Below are 20477 nucleotides of genomic sequence, written 5' to 3' on the forward strand. Positions count from 1 at the left end.
AGCTATAAATGTGAAAAAATATGGCGAACAAGCGGTTATTTTTCTAAAATATTTTACAATTTACCCTTTCATTTCATTAAGGAGATATTTTATGTTAAATAGAAGAAAATTTATCCAGCTTGGTGCAACTGCAATGCTTGTATTGGGGACACAACCGTCTGCATTTGCACAAACAGCCAAAAATAAAGCTGGCTTGCGTGTCATCGCCACTACGGATATTCACGGTTTCTTAACTGATTTTGATTATTACAAAGATGCTCCAACAGAAAAGTTTGGTTTTACCCGTACGGCAAGCCTAATTAAACAAGCTAGAGCAGAAGTTAAAAACAGTGTGTTAGTCGATAATGGTGACTTAATTCAAGGTAATCCTATTTCTGACTACCAGTCAACCAAAGGTGCAAAAGAGGGCAAACCTGAACCTTCGATTATGGCATTAAATGCGATGCAATATGAAGTCGGAACGCTGGGAAATCATGAATTTAACTACGGTTTAAGCTATTTAGATAATGCTATTAAGCAAGCAAAATTCCCTATTGTCAATGCAAACATTGTGAAGCCGGGGACAGATGAACCATTCTTTACACCTTATGTTATTCAACAAAAAGAAATTGTAGATGAAAAAGGGAATAAGCATACCATTAAGATTGGTTATATCGGTTTTGTACCACCACAAGTGATGATTTGGGATAAAGCTAATCTTGAAGGAAAAGTTGAAGCTCGAGATATTGTGAAGACCGCACAAAAATATGTGCCTATAGTAAAAAAAGAAGGGGCAGATATTGTCGTTGCATTGGCACATACCGGCCCTTCAGACGAACCCTATAAAGAAGGCGCTGAGAACTGTGCGTTTTATCTAGCTGATGTAAAAGGTATTGATGCAGTTATTTTCGGGCATTCACATCGCCTGTTCCCAAATAAAGAATTTGCAAATTCACCAAATGCCGATATTGCAAAAGGAACAATGAAAGGCGTACCGGAAAGTATGGCTGGCTACTGGGGAAATAACATCAGTGTGATTGATTTAAGCTTGGCCGAAAACGATGGTAAATGGGGCGTTGTGGACGGTAGAGCAGAGTTGCGTCCAATTTATAATACGGAAGAGAAAAAAGCAACCGTTGAGAACCACCCTGAAATCGTTGCATTATTAAAAGAAACCCATGAAGCAACCCGTCAATTTGTGTCTCAACCTATCGGTAAAGCAACTGATAATATGTATAGTTACCTTGCGTTAGTTCAAGATGACCCTACCATTCAAATTGTGAACCAAGCTCAAAAAGCGTATGTAGAAAATGTGGTAAAAGGCTTGCCGGAGCTTGCAGGATTACCAATTCTAAGTGCCGGAGCACCGTTTAAAGCCGGTGGACGTAAAAATGACCCGACAGGCTATACCGAAGTCGATAAAGGCGAATTAACTTTCCGCAATGCGGCAGACTTATACCTTTACCCAAATACCTTAGTGGTGGTTAAAGCAACAGGAGCAGAATTAAAAGAGTGGTTAGAGTGCAGTGCAGGAATGTTCAAACAAATTGATGTCGCTTCGGATAAACCGCAATATTTACTGGATTGGACAGGTTTCCGCACCTATAACTACGATGTAATTGACGGTGTCAGCTATCAATTTGATATAACCCAACCGGCTCGTTATGACGGCGAGTGCAAATTGATCAACCCTAATTCGCACCGTGTGGTGAACTTAACCTTTGACGGCAAACCGGTTGATCCTAAACAAGAATTCTTAATTGCCACCAACAATTACCGTGCTTATGGAGCAAAATTCCCGGGAACAGGCGATAAACATATTGTGTTCGCCGCACCGGACGAAAACCGCCAAGTGTTAGCGAATTATATTACCACCGAAAGTAAAGCTCACGGGCAGGTAAGTCCGAAAGCGGATAACAACTGGCGTATTGCACCAATTAGCTCAAATGCAAAACTGGATATTCGTTTTGAAACCTCTCCAACAGATAAAGCTAAAGCTTTCATTAAGGAAAATGCACAATATCCGATGGAGTATATCGAAAACGATGAAACCGGCTTCGCAGTTTACCGTATTGATTTAACCAAATAATCAGAGCTAAATACAAGCGGTCTAATTTGCAAAAAAATTAACAAATTTGACCGCTTGTTTCATTCCATTTTTCTAAAATTGTTGTGCTATATTTTGCCGAATTTCATCAAAATTGGTCGATTTGACCAACTTACCATTTTCAAAAACCACCTCTAAAAGATCATCTGAAAAATCATCCAGTGCGGTTAGCTCGTCAACATAATGATCATAAGAGATTACTTTTACTCGCCCTTTTTGCGATTTTTTTAAGCCGTTATCGGTTTTAGGAGCTTTGAAAATTGCCTTTTCGACACCGTTAATTGTAATTGAAGTCGCTTTGATTGCAAAACCCAGCGTATCACGAGTATTGCGTTGATAAGTTTGAGCCCCAACGCCAAACACAATATTGCTGGAAGCAAAACCTTTTGCCGTTAAGCCCTCTAAAATCCGTATCATTTTATCATAAGTGACGCCGTCACCATAAATTGCCCCAATATGCGGATTAAGCACTTTATAACCTTTTTGGTTAATACTACCACCAAAAATATCCCACAAACACTCAATCAGACCTTTGCGTTCGTGTTCAACAGGGGAGGAACTGTTACCGCAAATAATTGTAAAAAAATCACCGCTATCAGGGCGGATAACCAATTTTGCTGATTCCGGTCGAGCTAAAATTTCTTGTTTTAATAATGGCAAATTAACGGTGATGTTATGCCAGAAATCGGTTGTATCTGCCACAATAGATAGCATATTATTTGGATATTTTGCCATTAAATAACGGAAAGTCGGCAGCTCATCAACACCGTGTGAACTCATCACCGAATGTTCTGATGCCGGAATAGATGTACCGATTAAATGTTGAGAACCATAATAGGCTGTCACGAATGAAATTGCAGGAATGGTATCTGTGCCTAAAAATGAGGTTAGATGCCCGGCACCGGAGCTTTCTGCTGATTCTAAGGAACTCATTCCACGCATAGAGAAATCGTGTGCCTGGAAGGGTAGATGGCTATTATCATCACAGGTTTGCTCTGAAAATTCGGCTAGAGCCTTACGATAAGCAAATGCAATGGAAGCTGATGTAATAGGCTGCCATAATGACACATTAATCAGGGTTTCCAAATAATTAGTCAGCCAAAAAAAGCTTGAGTGAGTGTTTTCAATTGTCATTAAAGGAACTTTCACTGCAACAGATTTTCCTTCTGGAATAGCTTTAATTCTGATAGGTAAGTAACCGAGCTGATGCAATTGTGCAATATGTTCGCCAGAGTCCTCAATATTCAATGTGTCAGAAATAAATTGAGTATATTCAGAAACAACGTCATGTTGTGAGCGAGAAAAAAAATTATCGTTAAAATAATGAATCAAGTATTTTAAAATAAATGCCTGAAAGCCAAATGATACAACACGTGTAACAAATGGAGCATAAATATTACTACGAGGTGTGAATGTACTATATAAAAACTGAGAACCTTCAGGATATTGAATTCGATGTGAAGTTTTATAAAAATCACATAATAGTGATGGTATTGCAGTTGAATTAATTTTTTTACCCAAAATACTATCCATTTTCTTAAAGTCCTTATTTAACTTTTAAGGCTAGAGGTTATCATAACTTACCATAAAATGAAAAGTATTTGTTACAAAATGAGTGTATTTACATAATAACTTATAGATTAATGCTGTTACATAGATGTGATGGCGTATTCAATAATACCGCCGATTGATGAAAAACTTATATTATTAATTTTCGCATAATGACTTACAGATTATGTTACAATTCGAGTGCAGTATAATAGGCTTGCCCCACTGCACGAGAATTTACACATAATCTGCTGTTATGCGAAATAATGACTCTCGAGGTCATTATGGCAAATATTACCCTTTCTCATATCACCCCTAAACACTTCTTTGAAACTGTTAAGCTCTTAAAAACAAATAACCACCGCATCTATTTATCAGTTAATACGCTGGAAGTCCGCTTTCAATATGATTTAAGTGAGAGTAGAGAAGTGAGTGATAAACGTTTTGAGCAACTGGAGCATTTTATGTATTTTCTGCAAGAGTTGGTTAATTCAGATATTCCTATTGAGCTTGATGAGTTTATTAGGACTTATCGTAAATCGCCTAAAAGTCGATTTTTTCGCCGTTGAGGTGGTGTGTGTTTTTTGCTCAAAAAAGTTCGGGAGTTCTGTAACACCCGAACTTTGGTGCCAACTTTGGCACTTTTTTAACATTCGGAAGCTGTATTGCGTGGTTTTATATACAGCATTATTGTTTATTGAGAGCATACTTCAGATAGTCTTCATCATCTATCGTTTCAAGACCTTTTTTAATTAAAATTTTGAGTATTTCTGTATCTTTAAAACTTTTCTTAGTCAAAACAACCGCTTTAACGTGTTCATCCTGAATTTTTTTCCAAGTTAGTTCATCAATGTGCTTTGATGGCATTTTTATAGCCTCCGTTTTTGAAAAAAATTTTGTGAAGTGTATCGCAAATCTTAGAAACACATAACTAATTTATTTGACATTTCATTTATAAGAATATTAGAATTTATTAACTTCTAATTTCTTAGAAAATGAGTTTAATTTTATGTATCACTTCGATTGGTTAAGTATTGAGCAAGATCACGGCTTTGAAATTCCGGAATCCGTGATTGCTTCGCTTTTCGATTTCGGTGTGATTGGCATTCATCTTGATACCGGGGAAATTCAACAGGGCATTAGAACAGGCAAGTATCGTCACAAAGGCAGTTACTGTGATGAGGTATCCATTCAGGTATCCGGCTCAACTATAAAAATGGAAGGTAACCCAAGCCGTTGGGGTAAAACTGAAAATTTACTCGGCTTTACATCTATAGATGCTTGCGTACATTGTTTTAATAACATTCTTGCTAAACTTAAACTACCGCTTTTTACTCGCTGTACAGAGATTTTTCACGGGCAGGGTAAAGACGGAGAAAAAGTACATACCTTTTCAAACGGTGCAATCATTAAAAGATTGGACATTACCACTAATAAATCTGTTGGTAAGGGTAACGAAAGAACCTTTATCAAAGCATTATCACAAATGCGGTATCGCAATTCTATCGGACGTTTACACACTAATGGCTGCACAGCTGATTGGTTGAGTGCAAAAGGTAACGCAAATCTTATTTATCCCTCTTGCTACATCAAACACGAAGAATTACGAATCCACTCTTACGACAAAATCAAAAATAAATTTGGCGAACATTCATCAGAATTTCAGTATTACAAAAAAGTGTACGATTACTGCGAGCAAAATGGGGTAGTTCGTTTTGAGCAAAAACTAAAATCACGCTACTTAAAAAGAGAAAATCTTTGCTATTGGGGGCTTAGCGATTTTTCTAAATTAGAGCAGTTACAAGAGGAGTTCATCAATATGCACAAAAACTTAGGCGTTAGCAAAATAGAGCTACAAACGATAGCAGAACAGCTTGTAAATAAAGGGGTAGTTGACACACTTCGTAAAGCGAATACTACTGCATTTTACGCAATGAAATGGGCAAGCGGCGAAGATATGAATTTATTACCTGAAAGAACATTTAAACGGCATCGTTCATTATTAAGAAAAATCGGCATAGACATTGCTAACCCTTGTGATGTGGAAAAATTCCAAGCTGTTCAAGTTATATCCTGCGAACAAATCTTTGTTCGACCGTTTAAAGCACCTGATTTTTATCAATACCCGAGCAACACGCCTATTCTGCGTTTGGTTGCTTAATCATCAACTAACAAGAGGAAATTACTATGCGTACAGGCTTTTACATTGTTGGTGTACTTAAAGGCTACAAAGCCAGCACATTCACTAATCGAGATACCGGCGAAGTTAAAGATAAGCACAATATCGGCATTCAACTTCAAGACCCTGACGGTTACGGCGGTTACAACACCACAACACAGGAAATCAAGGTTGATGAACGTTGCATTAACGAAGGATTTAAAAGAACCATTCAACAACACAAAGACAAGCTGGTAATGATCTTAGTTTACCCACGTGAATGGGCAATGGACGGCGGACGTAAAGGTATTACATATAACTTTGATGAAAATTCAATGATACAGCCAATTGATGAAAATAAATAAATAAATAAATCCTTATAAATCAATAACTTACATCATTAATTTTCGCATAATGTAATGTTCTGTTAAATAAAAATCACTTATTTTATGTAGAAAGACGGTAAATATATGGCGTATTTTTCTGCAAAGGTTTGCGAAAAAATTCCTAATACATCTGAAAAGGAATTTTCTTGCAAAGAAATAGAAGTTGAGATTTCGGAGAATTTCAATCTCTTTGGAAATTATCCTAATGACCTTCTATTTCAATATTGGAGTGTAGGTTTTGGGTCAGTAGTATTTTTTTACTGCGTTAGTTTAGGTGTCGGCAAAGTATTAAAATTTATTGATAGCCTACAGCATTAAATTAAATCTATATGAGGTTTATCTTATGTTTAATTTGAAAAAATTAGCCGTTACGGGTGCGGTGGTTGTTGCTTCCTCTTCTGTTGCTTATGCGGCCGGTCCGGACTTTTCAGCGATGACAACAGGTGTTGATTTTAGTACTGCTTCTACTGCAATTATTGCCGTAGGTGTTGCAGCTGCTGGAATGAGCGTTGCGATTGCTGGTGTACGTGCTGTACTTCGTATGATTCGTGGTGCTTAATCCATTCATTTATTTAGGGGGGAATTTCGTGAGGGATTCCCCTTTTTGAACCTGCTAAGACTTTGTAAAAACGATATTGCAAAACATTTGTAAAAGCTCCTCAATTGGTAGGTTTTTACAAGGTCTTAGCAGGTTGAACAACCGAAGCGAAGCGAGGGCGTTAGCAACGGATATTAATTTTCTCAATGATGTAAGGGCAGAAAAATGGATCTAATTTTAATATTTATTTGGGGGCTATTATGTGGTTGGGCTACGGTAACTGGACTAAAACATTAATTTCATCATCTCTATTGTATGCCGGATTGGTGTCCGCTAATCCTTTAGTTTTAGGGTATCAAGCAACAATGGAATCTTATTTGATTAATTCCGGTGTTGCTCCTAGTATTGCTTCCGAAGATGCGTCTAAAATCACATCAAGTGTATTTGGCTCTAGCCGTTACGGGCCGCATTTTGAACAATATAAAGAGTCATTGAAAAACAATTCTTCTTCCTCAACTACTCCCCCTCCTGCTGATAATACTTTATTTCAAAATGTCGATGACAATCTTTCTATTGCTAATGCTATTTTTGATAGAGAAGTAATAAGCTCAATGAAAGTAAAATATAAAAAAGGCTATGAAGGGCTTATATTCCACGTAATGGATAAAGGAAATTATTTAGATCGTGAGAATTTACGCAAAATGTTTAAAGGCAATACCGGATTTGATATTGTGTTTCGCTCTACTATGCCTTATGGAGATTTATTGCAATATGGACAAGATGAGTTTGCCAAAGATAGCAATGTTAGTGTAGATCCTAGTTCTTTATTTGCTGTAGCTCCTGAATGGTATGGAACAACAGGCGTATATTTATATCGAACCGAAATACCGGTAAAAACTAGAAAGGGCGAGAAGCTTTATTTCTACTCTAATGATTTATTTAATATCTATATGTATGGTTTAGGTCAAGGAAGAATACCATTTGCAAAAGACAATGAATATGTAACAGTTAAATTAGGTACTGATGAGCAAGGTAAAGAAATCAATTTTGATATTTATAGAGATGAGGCTGATATATATTCTAATGAACAAGACGCAGGATTAGAATTAATTCATTCCTACGATAATAGATACACGCTAAATTATTTATATGAACGTCATATCAGAGATTATACAGATTTCGAAGATGACAAATTACATTTTAGTGTAGATGGTGGGTGTAATTCGGATGCTAATTGCATTTATCAAGGACTATTAGGCAATAGTGGTTCTTATGAATTTATTGAAGAGGGTAAAGGGTCTTTATTACTTGTTAAAGACCGTCACGATTTAGAAACGGTAGAAGAAACGGAAGCAGGTAAAGATGAACCAGAAGAAGATGTAATGATTTATGAAAATATGGATAAGATATTTGGTACATCTTCAGAATTACGAGCTGAAAACTATAAGCTAACAGATGACACACTCTCGGAATTATATGAGGGCATAACAAGAATGTGGTTATTAAGAGGTGGTATTCAAAAATATGGTTTAGGAGCTGATTATAGCGAGTCTGTTACATCTAGCCTAGGTTTAGCCCCTGTCGAATTTGACTTATCACCAAAAGCTAAAAACGCATTGGGAAGTAACTTTAGCCTATCTAATAGAGACATTCCAAGAAGTGTAAGTGGTTCTGTATCCGTTAGTAGTGTGTCCGAACCTAAAGTAGCTCTACGTGATAGTTTTTGGGCTTCTAGTTCATCATCTAAACGCTCATATCGCTTAATAGGCAAAGATAATAATGTTGGAGAAATAAGTACAAATACAGGTTCAGACACTAATGCCGGAAGCGGCTCAACGGCAATAGATACCCCATCAAAAAATGATGATCGTTTACCATTACCCGGTAATGGCTCCGTAGGTACTCATTCGGGAGCAGGGCATAGTGGTGTAACAAATCCTAGTGGTGCCGGAACAGATACTAATGCCGGTGCCGGTTCTTCAGCAAATGCAGGTTCAACAGCGGGTAGTGCAACAGGTTCAAAAGTGACTACCCAAACCGGAAGTACAGCTACAGGCACAACAGGGGAAAAAGCGGAAGATGAAGAGTTAGATAAACCTGATTTACCGGCAATCCCTGAAGCAAAAGATATATTGAAGCCTCTCTTAGATTGGCGAAATGAGTTACTGTCTAGCATTGTTTCGCCGTCTATTGGGGGTTCTTGCCCAACTTATACCATCAGCATATTTGATGCTACGATTGAAATGGAAAGCCATTGTACCATTTTTGAAAAAATAGCCGGTGCATTATCAGCTATTTCAATGATGTTTTGGTATTTCTTGGCTTTTAGAATTGTAATGTCTGCATAAGGGGGAGATTATGGGGAAATTATTATCTGCTATTCTAGGCTTTATATTTAAAAAAACTGTACCAAAATTCTTTCTATTTTTTGCCTTATTTTTTCTTGTTGCTGAATTTACTCCGATTTTAGTAGAAATAGTCGGCGGTCGTGATTTAGTTGCTAATTTATCGTCATCTTTTGCATCATTGCCTTCTGATATTGCATATTTTCTCATTCCTTTTCGCATTGACAGGGGGTTAGAGCTAGTTATATCTGCTTATATCACACGTTTTATCATTAGAAGAATTCCGTTAATGGGATAGGGGGTAGGGTAGATGGCTATTAATGCTTATGTAGGCGTTCCCGGAAGCGGAAAAACATATGAGGTAGTATCTTCGGTCATTTTACCTGCTTTTCTTAATGGTCGCCGTATTATTACTAATATTGAGGGCATATCTCAAGATAATTTTTTAGATTATATAGATGAGCAAAATAAATCTAAAAAAGAGAGAAATCGCATAGATTATTCCTCTTTAGGGACAATCATAAAAGTCAATGATGAAGATGTTTTAAAACCTAATTTTTTCCCATATAAAGCAAGTTTGAATGAGACTATTGCAAAAAATGGCGATCTTATTTGCCTAGATGAAATTTGGCGTATTTTTGATGATAGTAAAAAGATTCTTGAGGAGCATAAAAGCTTTATTGCCGAACATCGCCATTTTGTAAATGAAAAAGGCAATACATCTGATTTGGTCGTTATCAATCAATCTATTTCTAACGTACCTAAATTCATTAAAGATAGAATAGAGAACACTTATAAAATGACTAAGTTATTAGCTATTGGAATGAGGAATAGATATAGAGTAGATGTATATTCTGGCTCAAGGCTATATAAAACTAATTTAATTCAATCCATACAAGCAAAATACAATCCTCAAATTTTCAAACTATATAAAAGTTATGACAGCGATAATGCAAAAGAGCAAAGCATAGACAGCAGGAATAATATTTTTAAAAGTACTTGGTTCATTCTGAAAATGTTGTTTTCTGTATTGTTTATTATTGGTGGCTCTATTTATCTGTATAACACTTATAATAAGCAAACAACATTACCCATTGAAGAAGAAAAACCAAGTCTCAATAAGCAACAGGAAAAGCAAAAATACACAAACCCAATAATTAGTAATGATAGGTTTATTAAGAATGAAGAAGAGGAAATATCTAACTCTATTGAAAAAGATAAAGGATTATCTAGCAAGTGGCGAATCATAGGGTATATAAAAAAGGATAATAAAAACCTTGCGATACTTACTGATGATAAATATATTCGCTATGAATATTTGAGCAGTTTTAGTAATGATGGAAATTTATTATCCGGGCATATAGACGGCTACAGAGTAACTTTTTATTCAGGTCAAACACCAAAAACAGAAAAAGATAAAGAGGCTAAAAAATGGTAAGAAAAACACTACTTTTATTAAGTTGTTTATCTAGCCTTGTTATGGCTGATACATTCAAATTGGAACATACTCCTTTAAATAAAGCGATTGGTATTATTTATGAAGAAGTGTTGAACCGTCCTTATATGGTTGATCCAAACATATTAGAAAGAAAAGAAAATGTATCTTTTTATTTTAATGATAGTGTAGATAAGGAAGAATTCTTCAAACGATATTTTGAAAATATGAATATCAAAGTATTTAGCAAAAAAGGCGTTGATTACTTAAAATATGTTGAGCCGGTAAAAGTTATTCCAAAAGTGAAAGGCTATTCTTATGTCTATAAACCTAAATATCGTGGGGTAGAATATTTGTCCGAAAATCTAACCAGTTTTCTTGATTCATCTGCATCTATTGATAAAGAGGCATTTAAAGCTTCAATTAATTCAAAAGGGGATATGTTGCTGATTCACGCTGATAAAGATACTATCGCAAAAGTAAAAAACGTATTGCCGCAGTTAGACACAAAACCACAGCAAGTTATTGTAACTGCTCGAATACTGGAAGTTAAAAAATCAGAAAATTCAGAATCCGGCATTCGATTATTAGCGAATATCCTCAAAGAAAAATTACAGCTTAATTTGAATATAGGCACTATATCCAATAGTGTTGTTTCGCTTAAAACAAGCAATGTGAATGCACTATTTACTATTTTTGATACAGAGTCTCGATTTAACATTATTTCATCTCCAATATTGCGTGTAATGGACTCTGAAGCCGGTAATTTTACTGTCGGTTCAGATGTTCCAACACTCGGAGGAGAAACAATAGAGCGGGACGGTTCAAGAACAAGAGAAATTAACTACCGGTCATCGGGGGTCATTTTTGATATTAAGCCAATCATTACGGCACAAGGGATTAAGTTAAAAATCAAGTCTGAACTATCTGATTTTACAAAAACAGAAACAGGTGTAGATGAAACTCCAACGCTCTTAAAACGCCTTGTAGATTCTACAGTCTATATGAATGATGGCGATTTAATCGTACTAGGTGGATTGTCAGAGGAGAAAAATACTCAAATCGAAGATTCTATCTTTAATTTACCTTCTTGGATCTTTGGGAAGTCGAAGAAATTTGAGAAATCAGATATTTTGTTGTTATTGCACGTTCGAACAGTCAATGATAATTTCAATTCAATAGATTTAGATAAATCTTTTAAAAAGTTAGAATCATCTAATTCTATCAATGTTGGGAATGTGTTTTGATGTACAGCTTCAGTTTTGCCGCACGGAGCTTGCGAGTACGGCAAAATTGAAGCTGTACTGGTAAACAAAATTTGATTGATGTTTTTTTATACGTTCGTTATTTCGCATAATGACTTACAGATTATGTTACAATTCGAGTGCAGTATAATAGGCTTGCCCCACTGCACGAGAATTTACACATAATCTGCTGTTATGCGAAATAATGACTCTCGAGGTCATTATGGCAAATATTACCCTTTCTCATATCACCCCTAAACACTTCTTTGAAACTGTTAAGCTCTTAAAAACAAATAACCACCGCATCTATTTATCAGTTAATACGCTGGAAGTCCGCTTTCAATATGATTTAAGTGAGAGTAGAGAAGTGAGTGATAAACGTTTTGAGCAACTGGAGCATTTTATGTATTTTCTGCAAGAGTTGGTTAATTCAGATATTCCTATTGAGCTTGATGAGTTTATTAGGACTTATCGTAAATCGCCTAAAAGTCGATTTTTTCGCCGTTGAGGTGGTGTGTGTTTTTTGCTCAAAAAAGTTCGGGAGTTCTGTAACACCCGAACTTTGGTGCCAACTTTGGCACTTTTTTAAAATTCGGAAGCTGTATTGCGTGGTTTTATATACAGCATTATTGTTTATTGAGAGCATACTTCAGATAGTCTTCATCATCTATCGTTTCAAGACCTTTTTTAATTAAAATTTTGAGTATTTCTGTATCTTTAAAACTTTTCTTAGTCAAAACAACCGCTTTAACGTGTTCATCCTGAATTTTTTTCCAAGTTAGTTCATCAATGTGCTTTGATGGCATTTTTATAGCCTCCGTTTTTGAAAAAAATTTTGTGAAGTGTATCGCAAATCTTAGAAACACATAACTAATTTATTTGACATTTCATTTATAAGAATATTAGAATTTATTAACTTCTAATTTCTTAGAAAATGAGTTTAATTTTATGTATCACTTCGATTGGTTAAGTATTGAGCAAGATCACGGCTTTGAAATTCCGGAATCCGTGATTGCTTCGCTTTTCGATTTCGGTGTGATTGGCATTCATCTTGATACCGGGGAAATTCAACAGGGCATTAGAACAGGCAAGTATCGTCACAAAGGCAGTTACTGTGATGAGGTATCCATTCAGGTATCCGGCTCAACTATAAAAATGGAAGGTAACCCAAGCCGTTGGGGTAAAACTGAAAATTTACTCGGCTTTACATCTATAGATGCTTGCGTACATTGTTTTAATAACATTCTTGCTAAACTTAAACTACCGCTTTTTACTCGCTGTACAGAGATTTTTCACGGGCAGGGTAAAGACGGAGAAAAAGTACATACCTTTTCAAACGGTGCAATCATTAAAAGATTGGACATTACCACTAATAAATCTGTTGGTAAGGGTAACGAAAGAACCTTTATCAAAGCATTATCACAAATGCGGTATCGCAATTCTATCGGACGTTTACACACTAATGGCTGCACAGCTGATTGGTTGAGTGCAAAAGGTAACGCAAATCTTATTTATCCCTCTTGCTACATCAAACACGAAGAATTACGAATCCACTCTTACGACAAAATCAAAAATAAATTTGGCGAACATTCATCAGAATTTCAGTATTACAAAAAAGTGTACGATTACTGCGAGCAAAATGGGGTAGTTCGTTTTGAGCAAAAACTAAAATCACGCTACTTAAAAAGAGAAAATCTTTGCTATTGGGGGCTTAGCGATTTTTCTAAATTAGAGCAGTTACAAGAGGAGTTCATCAATATGCACAAAAACTTAGGCGTTAGCAAAATAGAGCTACAAACGATAGCAGAACAGCTTGTAAATAAAGGGGTAGTTGACACACTTCGTAAAGCGAATACTACTGCATTTTACGCAATGAAATGGGCAAGCGGCGAAGATATGAATTTATTACCTGAAAGAACATTTAAACGGCATCGTTCATTATTAAGAAAAATCGGCATAGACATTGCTAACCCTTGTGATGTGGAAAAATTCCAAGCTGTTCAAGTTATATCCTGCGAACAAATCTTTGTTCGACCGTTTAAAGCACCTGATTTTTATCAATACCCGAGCAACACGCCTATTCTGCGTTTGGTTGCTTAATCATCAACTAACAAGAGGAAATTACTATGCGTACAGGCTTTTACATTGTTGGTGTACTTAAAGGCTACAAAGCCAGCACATTCACTAATCGAGATACCGGCGAAGTTAAAGATAAGCACAATATCGGCATTCAACTTCAAGACCCTGACGGTTACGGCGGTTACAACACCACAACACAGGAAATCAAGGTTGATGAACGTTGCATTAACGAAGGATTTAAAAGAACCATTCAACAACACAAAGACAAGCTGGTAATGATCTTAGTTTACCCACGTGAATGGGCAATGGACGGCGGACGTAAAGGTATTACATATAACTTTGATGAAAATTCAATGATACAGCCAATTGATGAAAATAAATAAATAAATAAATCCTTATAAATCAATAACTTACATCATTAATTTTCGCATAATTATTATTATGTTAAATAGGTGGTTAAAATAACACATTTAATTAAATCTTTTCGTGTTTCTCTCCTCCTTTATTAAAAAAGAAAACGGTCAGATTGGTAAAATCTATACCTAATATGACCGCTTGTGAATACAAAAAAATTACTTCAACTGTTTAAAGGCTTGCAGTAAATCAGCTTTAATATCTTCAACGTGTTCTAAACCAACGGAAAAACGCAGTAAATTATTCGTAATGCCTCGTGTAATACGTTCTGCTTCCGGAATATCCATATGGGTTTGTGTTGCAGGATAAGTAATAAAACTTTCTGCACCACCTAAACTTTCCGCAAAGGTAATCAATTTAATTGCCTTGAGAAATTTCGCTACCCACTCTTCTTTTTGTAAACGGAAAGATAACATACCACTTTTGCCTGAATATAACACGCTGTCAATTTCAGGTTGCTCTGCTAAGAATTTAGCCAGTTCGGTGGCATTAGACTGATGGCGTTCCATTCGTAATGCCAAGGTTTTCATACCACGCACGGCAAGGTAAGAATCAAATGGCGACAGCACTGCACCGGCACAGTTTTGGAAATAGAATAAACGCTCGGTCAAATTCTGCCCGTTTACTTTGGTAGCATCAGAATCTTTCGCAACAATTAAGCCGGCTAACACATCATTATGCCCCGAAAGATACTTGGTCGCACTGTGAATCACAATATCAGCTCCGTGCTCAATCGGACGGAATAACGCTGGGGTTAAGAACGTATTATCAACGATCAGCATTAAATTGTGTTTTTTCGCAATTTTAGCAATGACAGCAACGTCGCACTCCTCCATCAATGGATTTGACGGCGTTTCCACGAAAATCGCCTTAGTATTCGGTGTAATAGCTGCTTCAATCGCTGCTAAATCCGCTGTATTAACATAAACTGGCTTTAATGTGCCGTGATTTTTGTGGCTAAAATCAAACAAGCGGTAAGAACCACCATAAACATCGCTGGAAATAATCCATTCATCAGGTGCTTTAAATAATGACATTACTAGCTGAATCGCTGCCATTCCAGATGCCATCGCAAAACCGGCATCACCGCCTTCTAAATCCGCAATCCCCTGCTCTAATACAGCTCGAGTTGGGTTTTTGGTACGGGTGTAATCCCAGCCGGTAGATTCGCCTAAGCCATCACGCCCGTAAGCAGTTGATAAGATAATCGGCATTGCCACCGCCCCTGTACGAGGATCAGTTCTGTTACCGATTTGCACTAATGTGGTTTCAATATTATTGAATTTTGTCATTGTTATTATCCTTCAATTACAGATTATTTAGATCCAATACGTCTGTCATATCAAACAAGCCATTTTGTTTGCCATTTAACCATTTTGCAGCACGCACTGCGCCATTGGCAAACGTCATTCGGCTAGAGGCTTTATGTGCGATTTCGACACGTTCGCCTTCATCAGCGAACCATACACTATGCTCCCCTACAACATCACCGGCACGAATAGTAGCAAAGCCGATTTCATCATGTTTGCGTTCGCCTGTAATACCGTTACGTTCAAATACGCCATGAGTTTTCAAGTCACGCCCAAGAGTTTTGGCAATATGTTCTCCCATTGATAAAGCCGTACCTGATGGTGCATCAACTTTATGGCGATGGTGTGCCTCAATCACTTCAATATCACAATAATCGCCCATTACTTTTGCTGCTTTTTCGAGCAGTTTAAACACCAGATTCACCCCAACGCTGTAGTTTGAGGCAAAAACGATACCGATTTTTTCACTCGCTGCTTTGATTGCAGCTTTACCTGCATCATCAAAACCGGTTGTGCCAATCACCATTTGTTTATGATGAGCCACACAAATATCCAAATGTTCTAGCGTGCCTTCAGGGCGAGTAAAATCAATTAGTAAATCAAAACCTGCTACATTTTGGGCGACATCATCAGAAATCACCACACCTAATGTACCAACCCCGGCTACTTCACCAGTATCACTACCTACTAATGATGAACCTTTACGCTCAAAAGCAGACCCTAATTCTACGCCTTGTGCATTATGGACGGCTTGAATTAATTGACGCCCCATTCGCCCACCGGCACCGACGATTCCAATTTTTAATGTCATATTTGTTCTTCCTTTTTATATTTGTTTTTTACAAGCGGTTACATTTTTAATTAATTTTGCAAATAGCTTTCTGATGGCAATTTAAAAGGTGGGTGAGAAGTAAAATCAACAATTTGAATAAAGTTTTCACCTTTCACATAATGTAAAATATACTCAGAAGTATAATTACCAAATCCTTGACTGGTATCATATTCTGGAATGCCGATATGATAATGCCATAAAGAATATTTTTGTGCTTTAGCCACCTTCTCTGCCCAATAAGGATCATTCGTTGGCACATCATCAGAACTTTTATTTCGACCAGCTAGATTTTCCAATCCATAAATTTCAACGTGTTGTTTAAACTGCAGGATTTTGACTAGATCTTTTTCAGGCAAATATTGCAATTCGGCTGAAATTTTTGTACCAAATAAAACTTTAATGCCCATTTGCAACACCTTTCAACCAGTTTCTAAATTCATTAACATTCGTTATATCTTTAGGCACTTCGTGAAAAGTATCATTTAACCGCTCTTTCATTCGCTCTAAGTCAAAATTAAATGCGGTTGCTTGAGAGAGTTGCTGTTCAATTTTGCGAATATTGGACTTCATATTATCCAATATAGCCATTGTCCTTGAGCCATCAGTAAAATACTGTTGGGTATCGAAAATCACCACCTTATTTTGATTTAGGTATTTTTTGAAATCGTTTAAATCAATTTCAGCCCAAAAGTTTGGATTTTTTTCGATAGTTTCAATACAGGCAATTAATAATTGATTTGCCATTGTAATACGAAAATTTAACAATGAGATTTGCTGCTCTGTTGCAGGTTTATCATCAGCTGCGAAATCAAATGCCGGATAAATCACTGCAAGCGTGTCAGCCATAGATAAGGGTAAATTTTTCATCATCTCTCCTTACGGAATAAGTTGTCATTATCTACTGGATTACTTAGAAAAACAACTTATTCATTTTATGCTATTTTTGCCCCATCACCGCAATATGTACCGTAATTTCCTCACGGTCGTGGTAGAGGTGTTTAGCTTGCATTTTGAACCAAAACCCGTGTTTCGTCAGCTCTTCTTCCAAGAAATTGAGGCATAGTTGCACTTCTTGATAACGTTTTTTCATCGGCAGTTTTAGGTTGAAAATCGTTTCTCGACACCAACCGTTAGTCAGCCATTTTGCAATGAGTTTCGAGATACGAATCGGCTGCTCTACCATATCACAAACCAGCCAATCGATTTGTTTACGCTTAGGCGGTTGGAATTTAAACCCATCTTCAGGGCAATGCTCAATTCTTCCGGTTTCGTGTAAACTTGCTGCCATTTTGCCGTGATCGACTGCATAGACAAAAACACCACGTTTGACTAATTGATAAGTCCAACCACCCGGACAAGCCCCAAGATCGACCCCTACCATCGTATCATTAAAGCGTTTTTTCTCCTCTGCTTGCGGAATAAAAGTTAAAATCGCCTCTTCTAATTTAAGCGTTGAGCGACTAGGTGCCTCAGCCGGGAATTTTAAACGGGGAATCCCCATAAAAAACGGCGATTTATTATGGTTGTACGCATAGCCCACATAGCAAGCTCCCGGACGAGTAAATAAAATATGCAAGCTCACACTACCCTGCATATTTTCCGATTTCCCCAACCAACCTTGTTTTTTCAATGCCGACCGTAATGGCACAGTAAATTTACGACAGAAAGTTAATAATTCTTTCGCTTCGTTGGTATCCGGTGTTTCGACAAATACATCAGAACTTTGGCGAGGATTAAGTTCGGCATATTGGGCTAAAATCGGCGAAATTCGATCATTTTCAGACAGATTTTGCAACAAATCCCCAACAACCAACATTTGGCGAACAAAAATAAGCTGTTCAAACTTTAACGCTTGGGCTAATCGATCTGCTTCCCCTGCTTGATAGCACTCAAAAATCACATAGCCACTATTTTCTTTAAGGTTGGCAAAGCCAAAAATGCCCTGTTGTGCAGCTTTATCCGTGATTTCGCCTGCTACCTCTTTTTCAAACCCTGCTCGGCAATATAAGGCTAATTTATTGAACATTAGGCTTTTCTCACACTGATATAAATTAACGCAATCCAACCAAGCATAAAGCAGAGACCACCAATAGGCGTAAGCCAATGAATAGTCGGCACATTTAACGCCAGTAAGTACAGGTTGCCACTAAAAAGCAGAATGCCTAACGCCCAATTGCTTCCGATGATGTTAAAGGCTTTGGCTCTACAAACGGGTGGATTTTGCCCAAAATTTGCAATTTGGAATAAACCTAAAGCTAAAATGGCAAGGGTGTGAAACATTTGATATTTAATCCCCGTCTCAATCCAGCCTAAGGCTTTAGGCGATAATTGAGCCGATAATGCGTGGCTGGCTATCGCCCCAAATGCCACAGTAAATAAGCCGCTGAATGCGGCAATTGCTACAAATTTGTTTTTCATAAGTTGAAGATAGGTATGATGTTAGATGGCTTACTATATCATATTATCGAAACCAACAAGCGGTGAAATTTTGCAAAAAAATTACAAAAAATCACCGCTTGTATGCTTAATGGTTCAAGATAATATCCACATCTTCCGATTTATCGTGAACCCCAAATCTATCTACTAAGGTTTTGCTGGCCTCATTTAATCCGATAATTTCTACCTCAACATCACTTTTTCGATATTTCAACACAACTTTATCTAACGCTGAAACTGCCGTTACGTCCCAAAAGTGAGCGTGGGTTAAATCAATGTGGACTTTTTTCAGTTCTGAACGGGTAAAATCAAATTGTGCGATAAAATCATCAGATGAGGCAAAAAATACTTGCCCGATAACATCATAACGCAATTCCTCTTTCTCTATAGCACTTGTTTTAACCGCCATATAACGTCCAATTTTATTCGCAAAGAATAATGCCGAGAGTAATACGCCGGAAAATACGCCAAGGGCTAAGTTATGTGTATAAACCACAATCGCAACGGTGACTAACATCACTACATTAAAGCCGATTGGGTGCGTTTTTAGCTCTTCTAAGGATTGCCAATTAAAGGTGCCGATAGAGACCATAATCATCACCGCAACTAATGCAGCCATCGGAATCACTTTCAGAATATCGCTCAAAAATACCACAAAAATCAGTAACAAAAAACCGGCGAGAAAGGTAGATAGTCTTGTACGTCCACCGGATTTAACATTAATGACCGACTGCCCAATCATCGCACAACCTGCCATACCACCAAATAAGCCACTAATAATATTGGCAATGCCCTGCCCTTTACATTCACGGTTTTTATCGCTGTCTGTCTCTGTCATTTCATCAACAATCGTTGCCGTCATTAAAGATTCCAATAACCCTACTGCGGCCAAGCTGAAAGAATAAGGCAAAATAATCCATAAGGTGTCTAAATTAAGCGGAATATCGGGTAATAAAAACACCGGTAAGGTATCGGGTAATTGCCCCATATCCCCAACGGTACGAACATCAATGCCTTGCCATAATGTGAAAAGTGTTAAAGCAATAATGGTCACTAATGGTGAGGGAATGATTTTTCCAATCACCGGTACATAAGGAAAAAGATAAATGATAGCAAGCCCTGCTACCACCAGTGCATAAGTATGCCAAGTTGTATTTTGTAACTCAGGTAGTTGTGCCATAAAAATTAAAATGGCAAGTGCATTAACAAACCCAATCACTACGTCTCGTGCCACAAACCGCATAAGCGAGCCGAGTTTTAACCAACCGGCAATAATTTGCAACACGCCTGTTAATAAGGTGGCCGCTAGCATATATTGTAAACCGTGATCCCTCACTAAGCCTGCTAATACCAGAGCCATTGCACCGGTTGCTGCAGAAATCATCGCCGGTCTGCCGCCCACAAAACTGATAATTACTGCAATACAAAATGAGGCATATAAACCAATTTGTGGATCAACCCCTGCAATAATTGAAAATGCTATGGCTTCTGGAATTAACGCCAAAGCCACCACTAAACCAGAGAGAACATCACCTCGTACATTTGAAAACCATTGTTGTTTAATTACCGTAGGCGAAAATTGCTGAAATAAAGTTGTCATTATTACCCTTAAATAAAAAGAAAAGCCGAGCAAAGTCGGCTAAAAATGAGGCGAGAGAGTAGCAAA

23 protein-coding genes are annotated in these 20477 nt (G+C 37.2%); 13 read left to right on the top strand and 10 right to left on the bottom strand.

Features of this window, described 5'->3' with window-relative positions; translation table 11 throughout:
- The first annotated feature begins 91 nt into the window (after positions 1-91).
- Positions 92-2068 carry a 2',3'-cyclic-nucleotide 2'-phosphodiesterase gene (gene cpdB / locus EDC41_RS02745; protein ID WP_006250065.1) on the top strand — a complete coding sequence of 659 codons (1977 nt, stop codon included), beginning with the start codon at positions 92-94 and terminating at the stop codon, positions 2066-2068.
- Positions 2069-2140: 72 nt separating this feature from the next.
- Here cpdB and EDC41_RS02750 read toward each other — a convergent pair whose 3' ends face one another.
- The gene (locus EDC41_RS02750) at positions 2141-3619 is read right to left on the bottom strand and encodes a nicotinate phosphoribosyltransferase (RefSeq protein WP_006252334.1); all 1479 of its coding nucleotides are present in this window, start codon (positions 3617-3619) and stop codon (positions 2141-2143) included.
- A 281-nt stretch (positions 3620-3900) separates the two neighbouring features.
- On the opposite strand from EDC41_RS02750, the gene EDC41_RS02755 reads away from it, so the two are divergent.
- Positions 3901-4203: a hypothetical protein gene (locus EDC41_RS02755; protein ID WP_305954857.1), complete on the top strand. Its 303-nt coding sequence runs from the start codon at positions 3901-3903 to the stop codon at positions 4201-4203.
- A gap of 118 nt (positions 4204-4321) precedes the next feature.
- Here the strand turns inward: EDC41_RS02755 and EDC41_RS02760 are convergent, their stop codons facing one another.
- Positions 4322-4501, bottom strand: coding sequence for a hypothetical protein (locus EDC41_RS02760; protein WP_020824064.1), 180 nt, complete (start codon positions 4499-4501; stop codon positions 4322-4324).
- A gap of 142 nt (positions 4502-4643) precedes the next feature.
- On the opposite strand from EDC41_RS02760, the gene EDC41_RS02765 reads away from it, so the two are divergent.
- From EDC41_RS02765 to EDC41_RS02805, 9 genes are all read left to right on the top strand, one after another.
- Positions 4644-5795 carry a phage/plasmid replication domain-containing protein gene (locus EDC41_RS02765; RefSeq protein ID WP_020824065.1) on the top strand — a complete coding sequence of 384 codons (1152 nt, stop codon included), beginning with the start codon at positions 4644-4646 and terminating at the stop codon, positions 5793-5795.
- Between the two features lie 26 nt (positions 5796-5821).
- The gene (locus EDC41_RS02770; RefSeq protein ID WP_020824066.1) at positions 5822-6157 is read left to right on the top strand and encodes a DNA-binding protein; all 336 of its coding nucleotides are present in this window, start codon (positions 5822-5824) and stop codon (positions 6155-6157) included.
- 105 nt (positions 6158-6262) lie between these two features.
- Positions 6263-6496, top strand: coding sequence for a hypothetical protein (locus tag EDC41_RS02775; protein ID WP_020824067.1), 234 nt, complete (start codon positions 6263-6265; stop codon positions 6494-6496).
- Positions 6497-6521: 25 nt separating this feature from the next.
- Positions 6522-6737: a hypothetical protein gene (locus EDC41_RS02780; protein ID WP_020824068.1), complete on the top strand. Its 216-nt coding sequence runs from the start codon at positions 6522-6524 to the stop codon at positions 6735-6737.
- Positions 6738-6976: 239 nt separating this feature from the next.
- The gene (locus tag EDC41_RS02785) at positions 6977-9064 is read left to right on the top strand and encodes a hypothetical protein (RefSeq protein ID WP_020824069.1); all 2088 of its coding nucleotides are present in this window, start codon (positions 6977-6979) and stop codon (positions 9062-9064) included.
- Between the two features lie 10 nt (positions 9065-9074).
- A complete protein-coding gene (locus tag EDC41_RS02790; RefSeq protein ID WP_020824070.1) occupies positions 9075-9359 on the top strand; it encodes a DUF2523 family protein in 285 nt (94 codons plus the stop codon).
- Positions 9360-9371: 12 nt separating this feature from the next.
- Positions 9372-10499 carry a zonular occludens toxin domain-containing protein gene (locus EDC41_RS02795; protein ID WP_020824071.1) on the top strand — a complete coding sequence of 376 codons (1128 nt, stop codon included), beginning with the start codon at positions 9372-9374 and terminating at the stop codon, positions 10497-10499.
- Positions 10493-11743: a type II secretion system protein GspD gene (locus EDC41_RS02800; RefSeq protein WP_020824072.1), complete on the top strand. Its 1251-nt coding sequence runs from the start codon at positions 10493-10495 to the stop codon at positions 11741-11743. The genes EDC41_RS02795 and EDC41_RS02800 overlap by 7 nt, the downstream gene beginning before the upstream one ends.
- Before the next feature lie 202 nt (positions 11744-11945).
- Positions 11946-12248 (top strand): hypothetical protein, encoded by a 303-nt coding sequence (locus tag EDC41_RS02805; RefSeq protein WP_305954857.1) that lies wholly within the window; start codon positions 11946-11948, stop codon positions 12246-12248.
- 118 nt (positions 12249-12366) lie between these two features.
- On the opposite strand, the gene EDC41_RS02810 is transcribed toward EDC41_RS02805, so the two are convergent.
- Positions 12367-12546 carry a hypothetical protein gene (locus EDC41_RS02810; protein ID WP_020824064.1) on the bottom strand — a complete coding sequence of 60 codons (180 nt, stop codon included), beginning with the start codon at positions 12544-12546 and terminating at the stop codon, positions 12367-12369.
- 142 nt (positions 12547-12688) lie between these two features.
- Here EDC41_RS02810 and EDC41_RS02815 point away from each other — a divergent pair, with 142 nt between their 5' ends.
- Both EDC41_RS02815 and EDC41_RS02820 read left to right on the top strand, forming a co-directional pair.
- Positions 12689-13840: a phage/plasmid replication domain-containing protein gene (locus EDC41_RS02815; protein ID WP_020824065.1), complete on the top strand. Its 1152-nt coding sequence runs from the start codon at positions 12689-12691 to the stop codon at positions 13838-13840.
- 26 nt (positions 13841-13866) lie between these two features.
- Positions 13867-14202, top strand: a complete 336-nt coding sequence (locus EDC41_RS02820; protein WP_020824066.1) for a DNA-binding protein — start codon at positions 13867-13869, stop codon at positions 14200-14202.
- Between the two features lie 189 nt (positions 14203-14391).
- Here EDC41_RS02820 and EDC41_RS02825 read toward each other — a convergent pair whose 3' ends face one another.
- The 7 genes from EDC41_RS02825 to EDC41_RS02855 all read right to left on the bottom strand — a co-directional run bounded on the left by EDC41_RS02825 (position 14392) and on the right by EDC41_RS02855 (position 20411).
- Complete coding sequence (locus tag EDC41_RS02825) at positions 14392-15525, bottom strand: methionine biosynthesis PLP-dependent protein (RefSeq protein WP_006252333.1); 1134 nt, start codon at positions 15523-15525, stop codon at positions 14392-14394.
- A 16-nt stretch (positions 15526-15541) separates the two neighbouring features.
- Positions 15542-16354 (bottom strand): 4-hydroxy-tetrahydrodipicolinate reductase, encoded by an 813-nt coding sequence (gene dapB, locus EDC41_RS02830; protein WP_006252332.1) that lies wholly within the window; start codon positions 16352-16354, stop codon positions 15542-15544.
- 50 nt (positions 16355-16404) lie between these two features.
- Positions 16405-16782, bottom strand: coding sequence for a hypothetical protein (locus tag EDC41_RS02835; RefSeq protein ID WP_006250150.1), 378 nt, complete (start codon positions 16780-16782; stop codon positions 16405-16407).
- Positions 16772-17242, bottom strand: coding sequence for a hypothetical protein (locus EDC41_RS02840; protein WP_006250149.1), 471 nt, complete (start codon positions 17240-17242; stop codon positions 16772-16774). Before EDC41_RS02840 ends, EDC41_RS02835 begins: the two co-directional genes overlap by 11 nt.
- 70 nt (positions 17243-17312) lie before the next feature.
- Positions 17313-18401, bottom strand: coding sequence for a 23S rRNA (cytidine(2498)-2'-O)-methyltransferase RlmM (gene rlmM / locus EDC41_RS02845; protein ID WP_006250148.1), 1089 nt, complete (start codon positions 18399-18401; stop codon positions 17313-17315).
- A complete protein-coding gene (locus tag EDC41_RS02850) occupies positions 18401-18793 on the bottom strand; it encodes a DUF423 domain-containing protein (protein ID WP_006250147.1) in 393 nt (130 codons plus the stop codon). The genes rlmM and EDC41_RS02850 overlap by 1 nt, the downstream gene beginning before the upstream one ends.
- A gap of 106 nt (positions 18794-18899) precedes the next feature.
- The gene (locus EDC41_RS02855) at positions 18900-20411 is read right to left on the bottom strand and encodes a SulP family inorganic anion transporter (protein ID WP_006252330.1); all 1512 of its coding nucleotides are present in this window, start codon (positions 20409-20411) and stop codon (positions 18900-18902) included.
- Positions 20412-20477 lie beyond the last annotated feature (66 nt).

It is taken from the genome of Mannheimia haemolytica (assembly GCF_004342115.1).
In the GTDB taxonomy this organism is placed as follows: domain Bacteria; phylum Pseudomonadota; class Gammaproteobacteria; order Enterobacterales; family Pasteurellaceae; genus Mannheimia; species Mannheimia haemolytica.

Bases quoted from the DNA above. Each gene is read 5' to 3' on its own strand.
- EDC41_RS02810 (WP_020824064.1), bottom strand. From the start codon at position 12,546: ATGCCATCAAAGCACATTGATGAACTAACTTGGAAAAAAATTCAGGAT.
- EDC41_RS02765 (WP_020824065.1), top strand. From the start codon at position 4,644: ATGTATCACTTCGATTGGTTAAGTATTGAGCAAGATCACGGCTTTGAA.
- EDC41_RS02785 (WP_020824069.1), top strand. From the start codon at position 6,977: ATGTGGTTGGGCTACGGTAACTGGACTAAAACATTAATTTCATCATCT.
- rlmM (WP_006250148.1), bottom strand. From the start codon at position 18,401: ATGTTCAATAAATTAGCCTTATATTGCCGAGCAGGGTTTGAAAAAGAG.
- EDC41_RS02755 (WP_305954857.1), top strand. From the start codon at position 3,901: ATGACTCTCGAGGTCATTATGGCAAATATTACCCTTTCTCATATCACC.
- EDC41_RS02840 (WP_006250149.1), bottom strand. From the start codon at position 17,242: ATGAAAAATTTACCCTTATCTATGGCTGACACGCTTGCAGTGATTTAT.
- EDC41_RS02805 (WP_305954857.1), top strand. From the start codon at position 11,946: ATGACTCTCGAGGTCATTATGGCAAATATTACCCTTTCTCATATCACC.
- EDC41_RS02825 (WP_006252333.1), bottom strand. From the start codon at position 15,525: ATGACAAAATTCAATAATATTGAAACCACATTAGTGCAAATCGGTAAC.
- EDC41_RS02795 (WP_020824071.1), top strand. From the start codon at position 9,372: ATGGCTATTAATGCTTATGTAGGCGTTCCCGGAAGCGGAAAAACATAT.
- EDC41_RS02770 (WP_020824066.1), top strand. From the start codon at position 5,822: ATGCGTACAGGCTTTTACATTGTTGGTGTACTTAAAGGCTACAAAGCC.
- dapB (WP_006252332.1), bottom strand. From the start codon at position 16,354: ATGACATTAAAAATTGGAATCGTCGGTGCCGGTGGGCGAATGGGGCGT.
- EDC41_RS02855 (WP_006252330.1), bottom strand. From the start codon at position 20,411: ATGACAACTTTATTTCAGCAATTTTCGCCTACGGTAATTAAACAACAA.
- EDC41_RS02790 (WP_020824070.1), top strand. From the start codon at position 9,075: ATGGGGAAATTATTATCTGCTATTCTAGGCTTTATATTTAAAAAAACT.
- EDC41_RS02815 (WP_020824065.1), top strand. From the start codon at position 12,689: ATGTATCACTTCGATTGGTTAAGTATTGAGCAAGATCACGGCTTTGAA.
- EDC41_RS02760 (WP_020824064.1), bottom strand. From the start codon at position 4,501: ATGCCATCAAAGCACATTGATGAACTAACTTGGAAAAAAATTCAGGAT.
- EDC41_RS02850 (WP_006250147.1), bottom strand. From the start codon at position 18,793: ATGAAAAACAAATTTGTAGCAATTGCCGCATTCAGCGGCTTATTTACT.
- EDC41_RS02775 (WP_020824067.1), top strand. From the start codon at position 6,263: ATGGCGTATTTTTCTGCAAAGGTTTGCGAAAAAATTCCTAATACATCT.
- EDC41_RS02835 (WP_006250150.1), bottom strand. From the start codon at position 16,782: ATGGGCATTAAAGTTTTATTTGGTACAAAAATTTCAGCCGAATTGCAA.
- cpdB (WP_006250065.1), top strand. From the start codon at position 92: ATGTTAAATAGAAGAAAATTTATCCAGCTTGGTGCAACTGCAATGCTT.
- EDC41_RS02820 (WP_020824066.1), top strand. From the start codon at position 13,867: ATGCGTACAGGCTTTTACATTGTTGGTGTACTTAAAGGCTACAAAGCC.
- EDC41_RS02750 (WP_006252334.1), bottom strand. From the start codon at position 3,619: ATGGATAGTATTTTGGGTAAAAAAATTAATTCAACTGCAATACCATCA.
- EDC41_RS02780 (WP_020824068.1), top strand. From the start codon at position 6,522: ATGTTTAATTTGAAAAAATTAGCCGTTACGGGTGCGGTGGTTGTTGCT.
- EDC41_RS02800 (WP_020824072.1), top strand. From the start codon at position 10,493: ATGGTAAGAAAAACACTACTTTTATTAAGTTGTTTATCTAGCCTTGTT.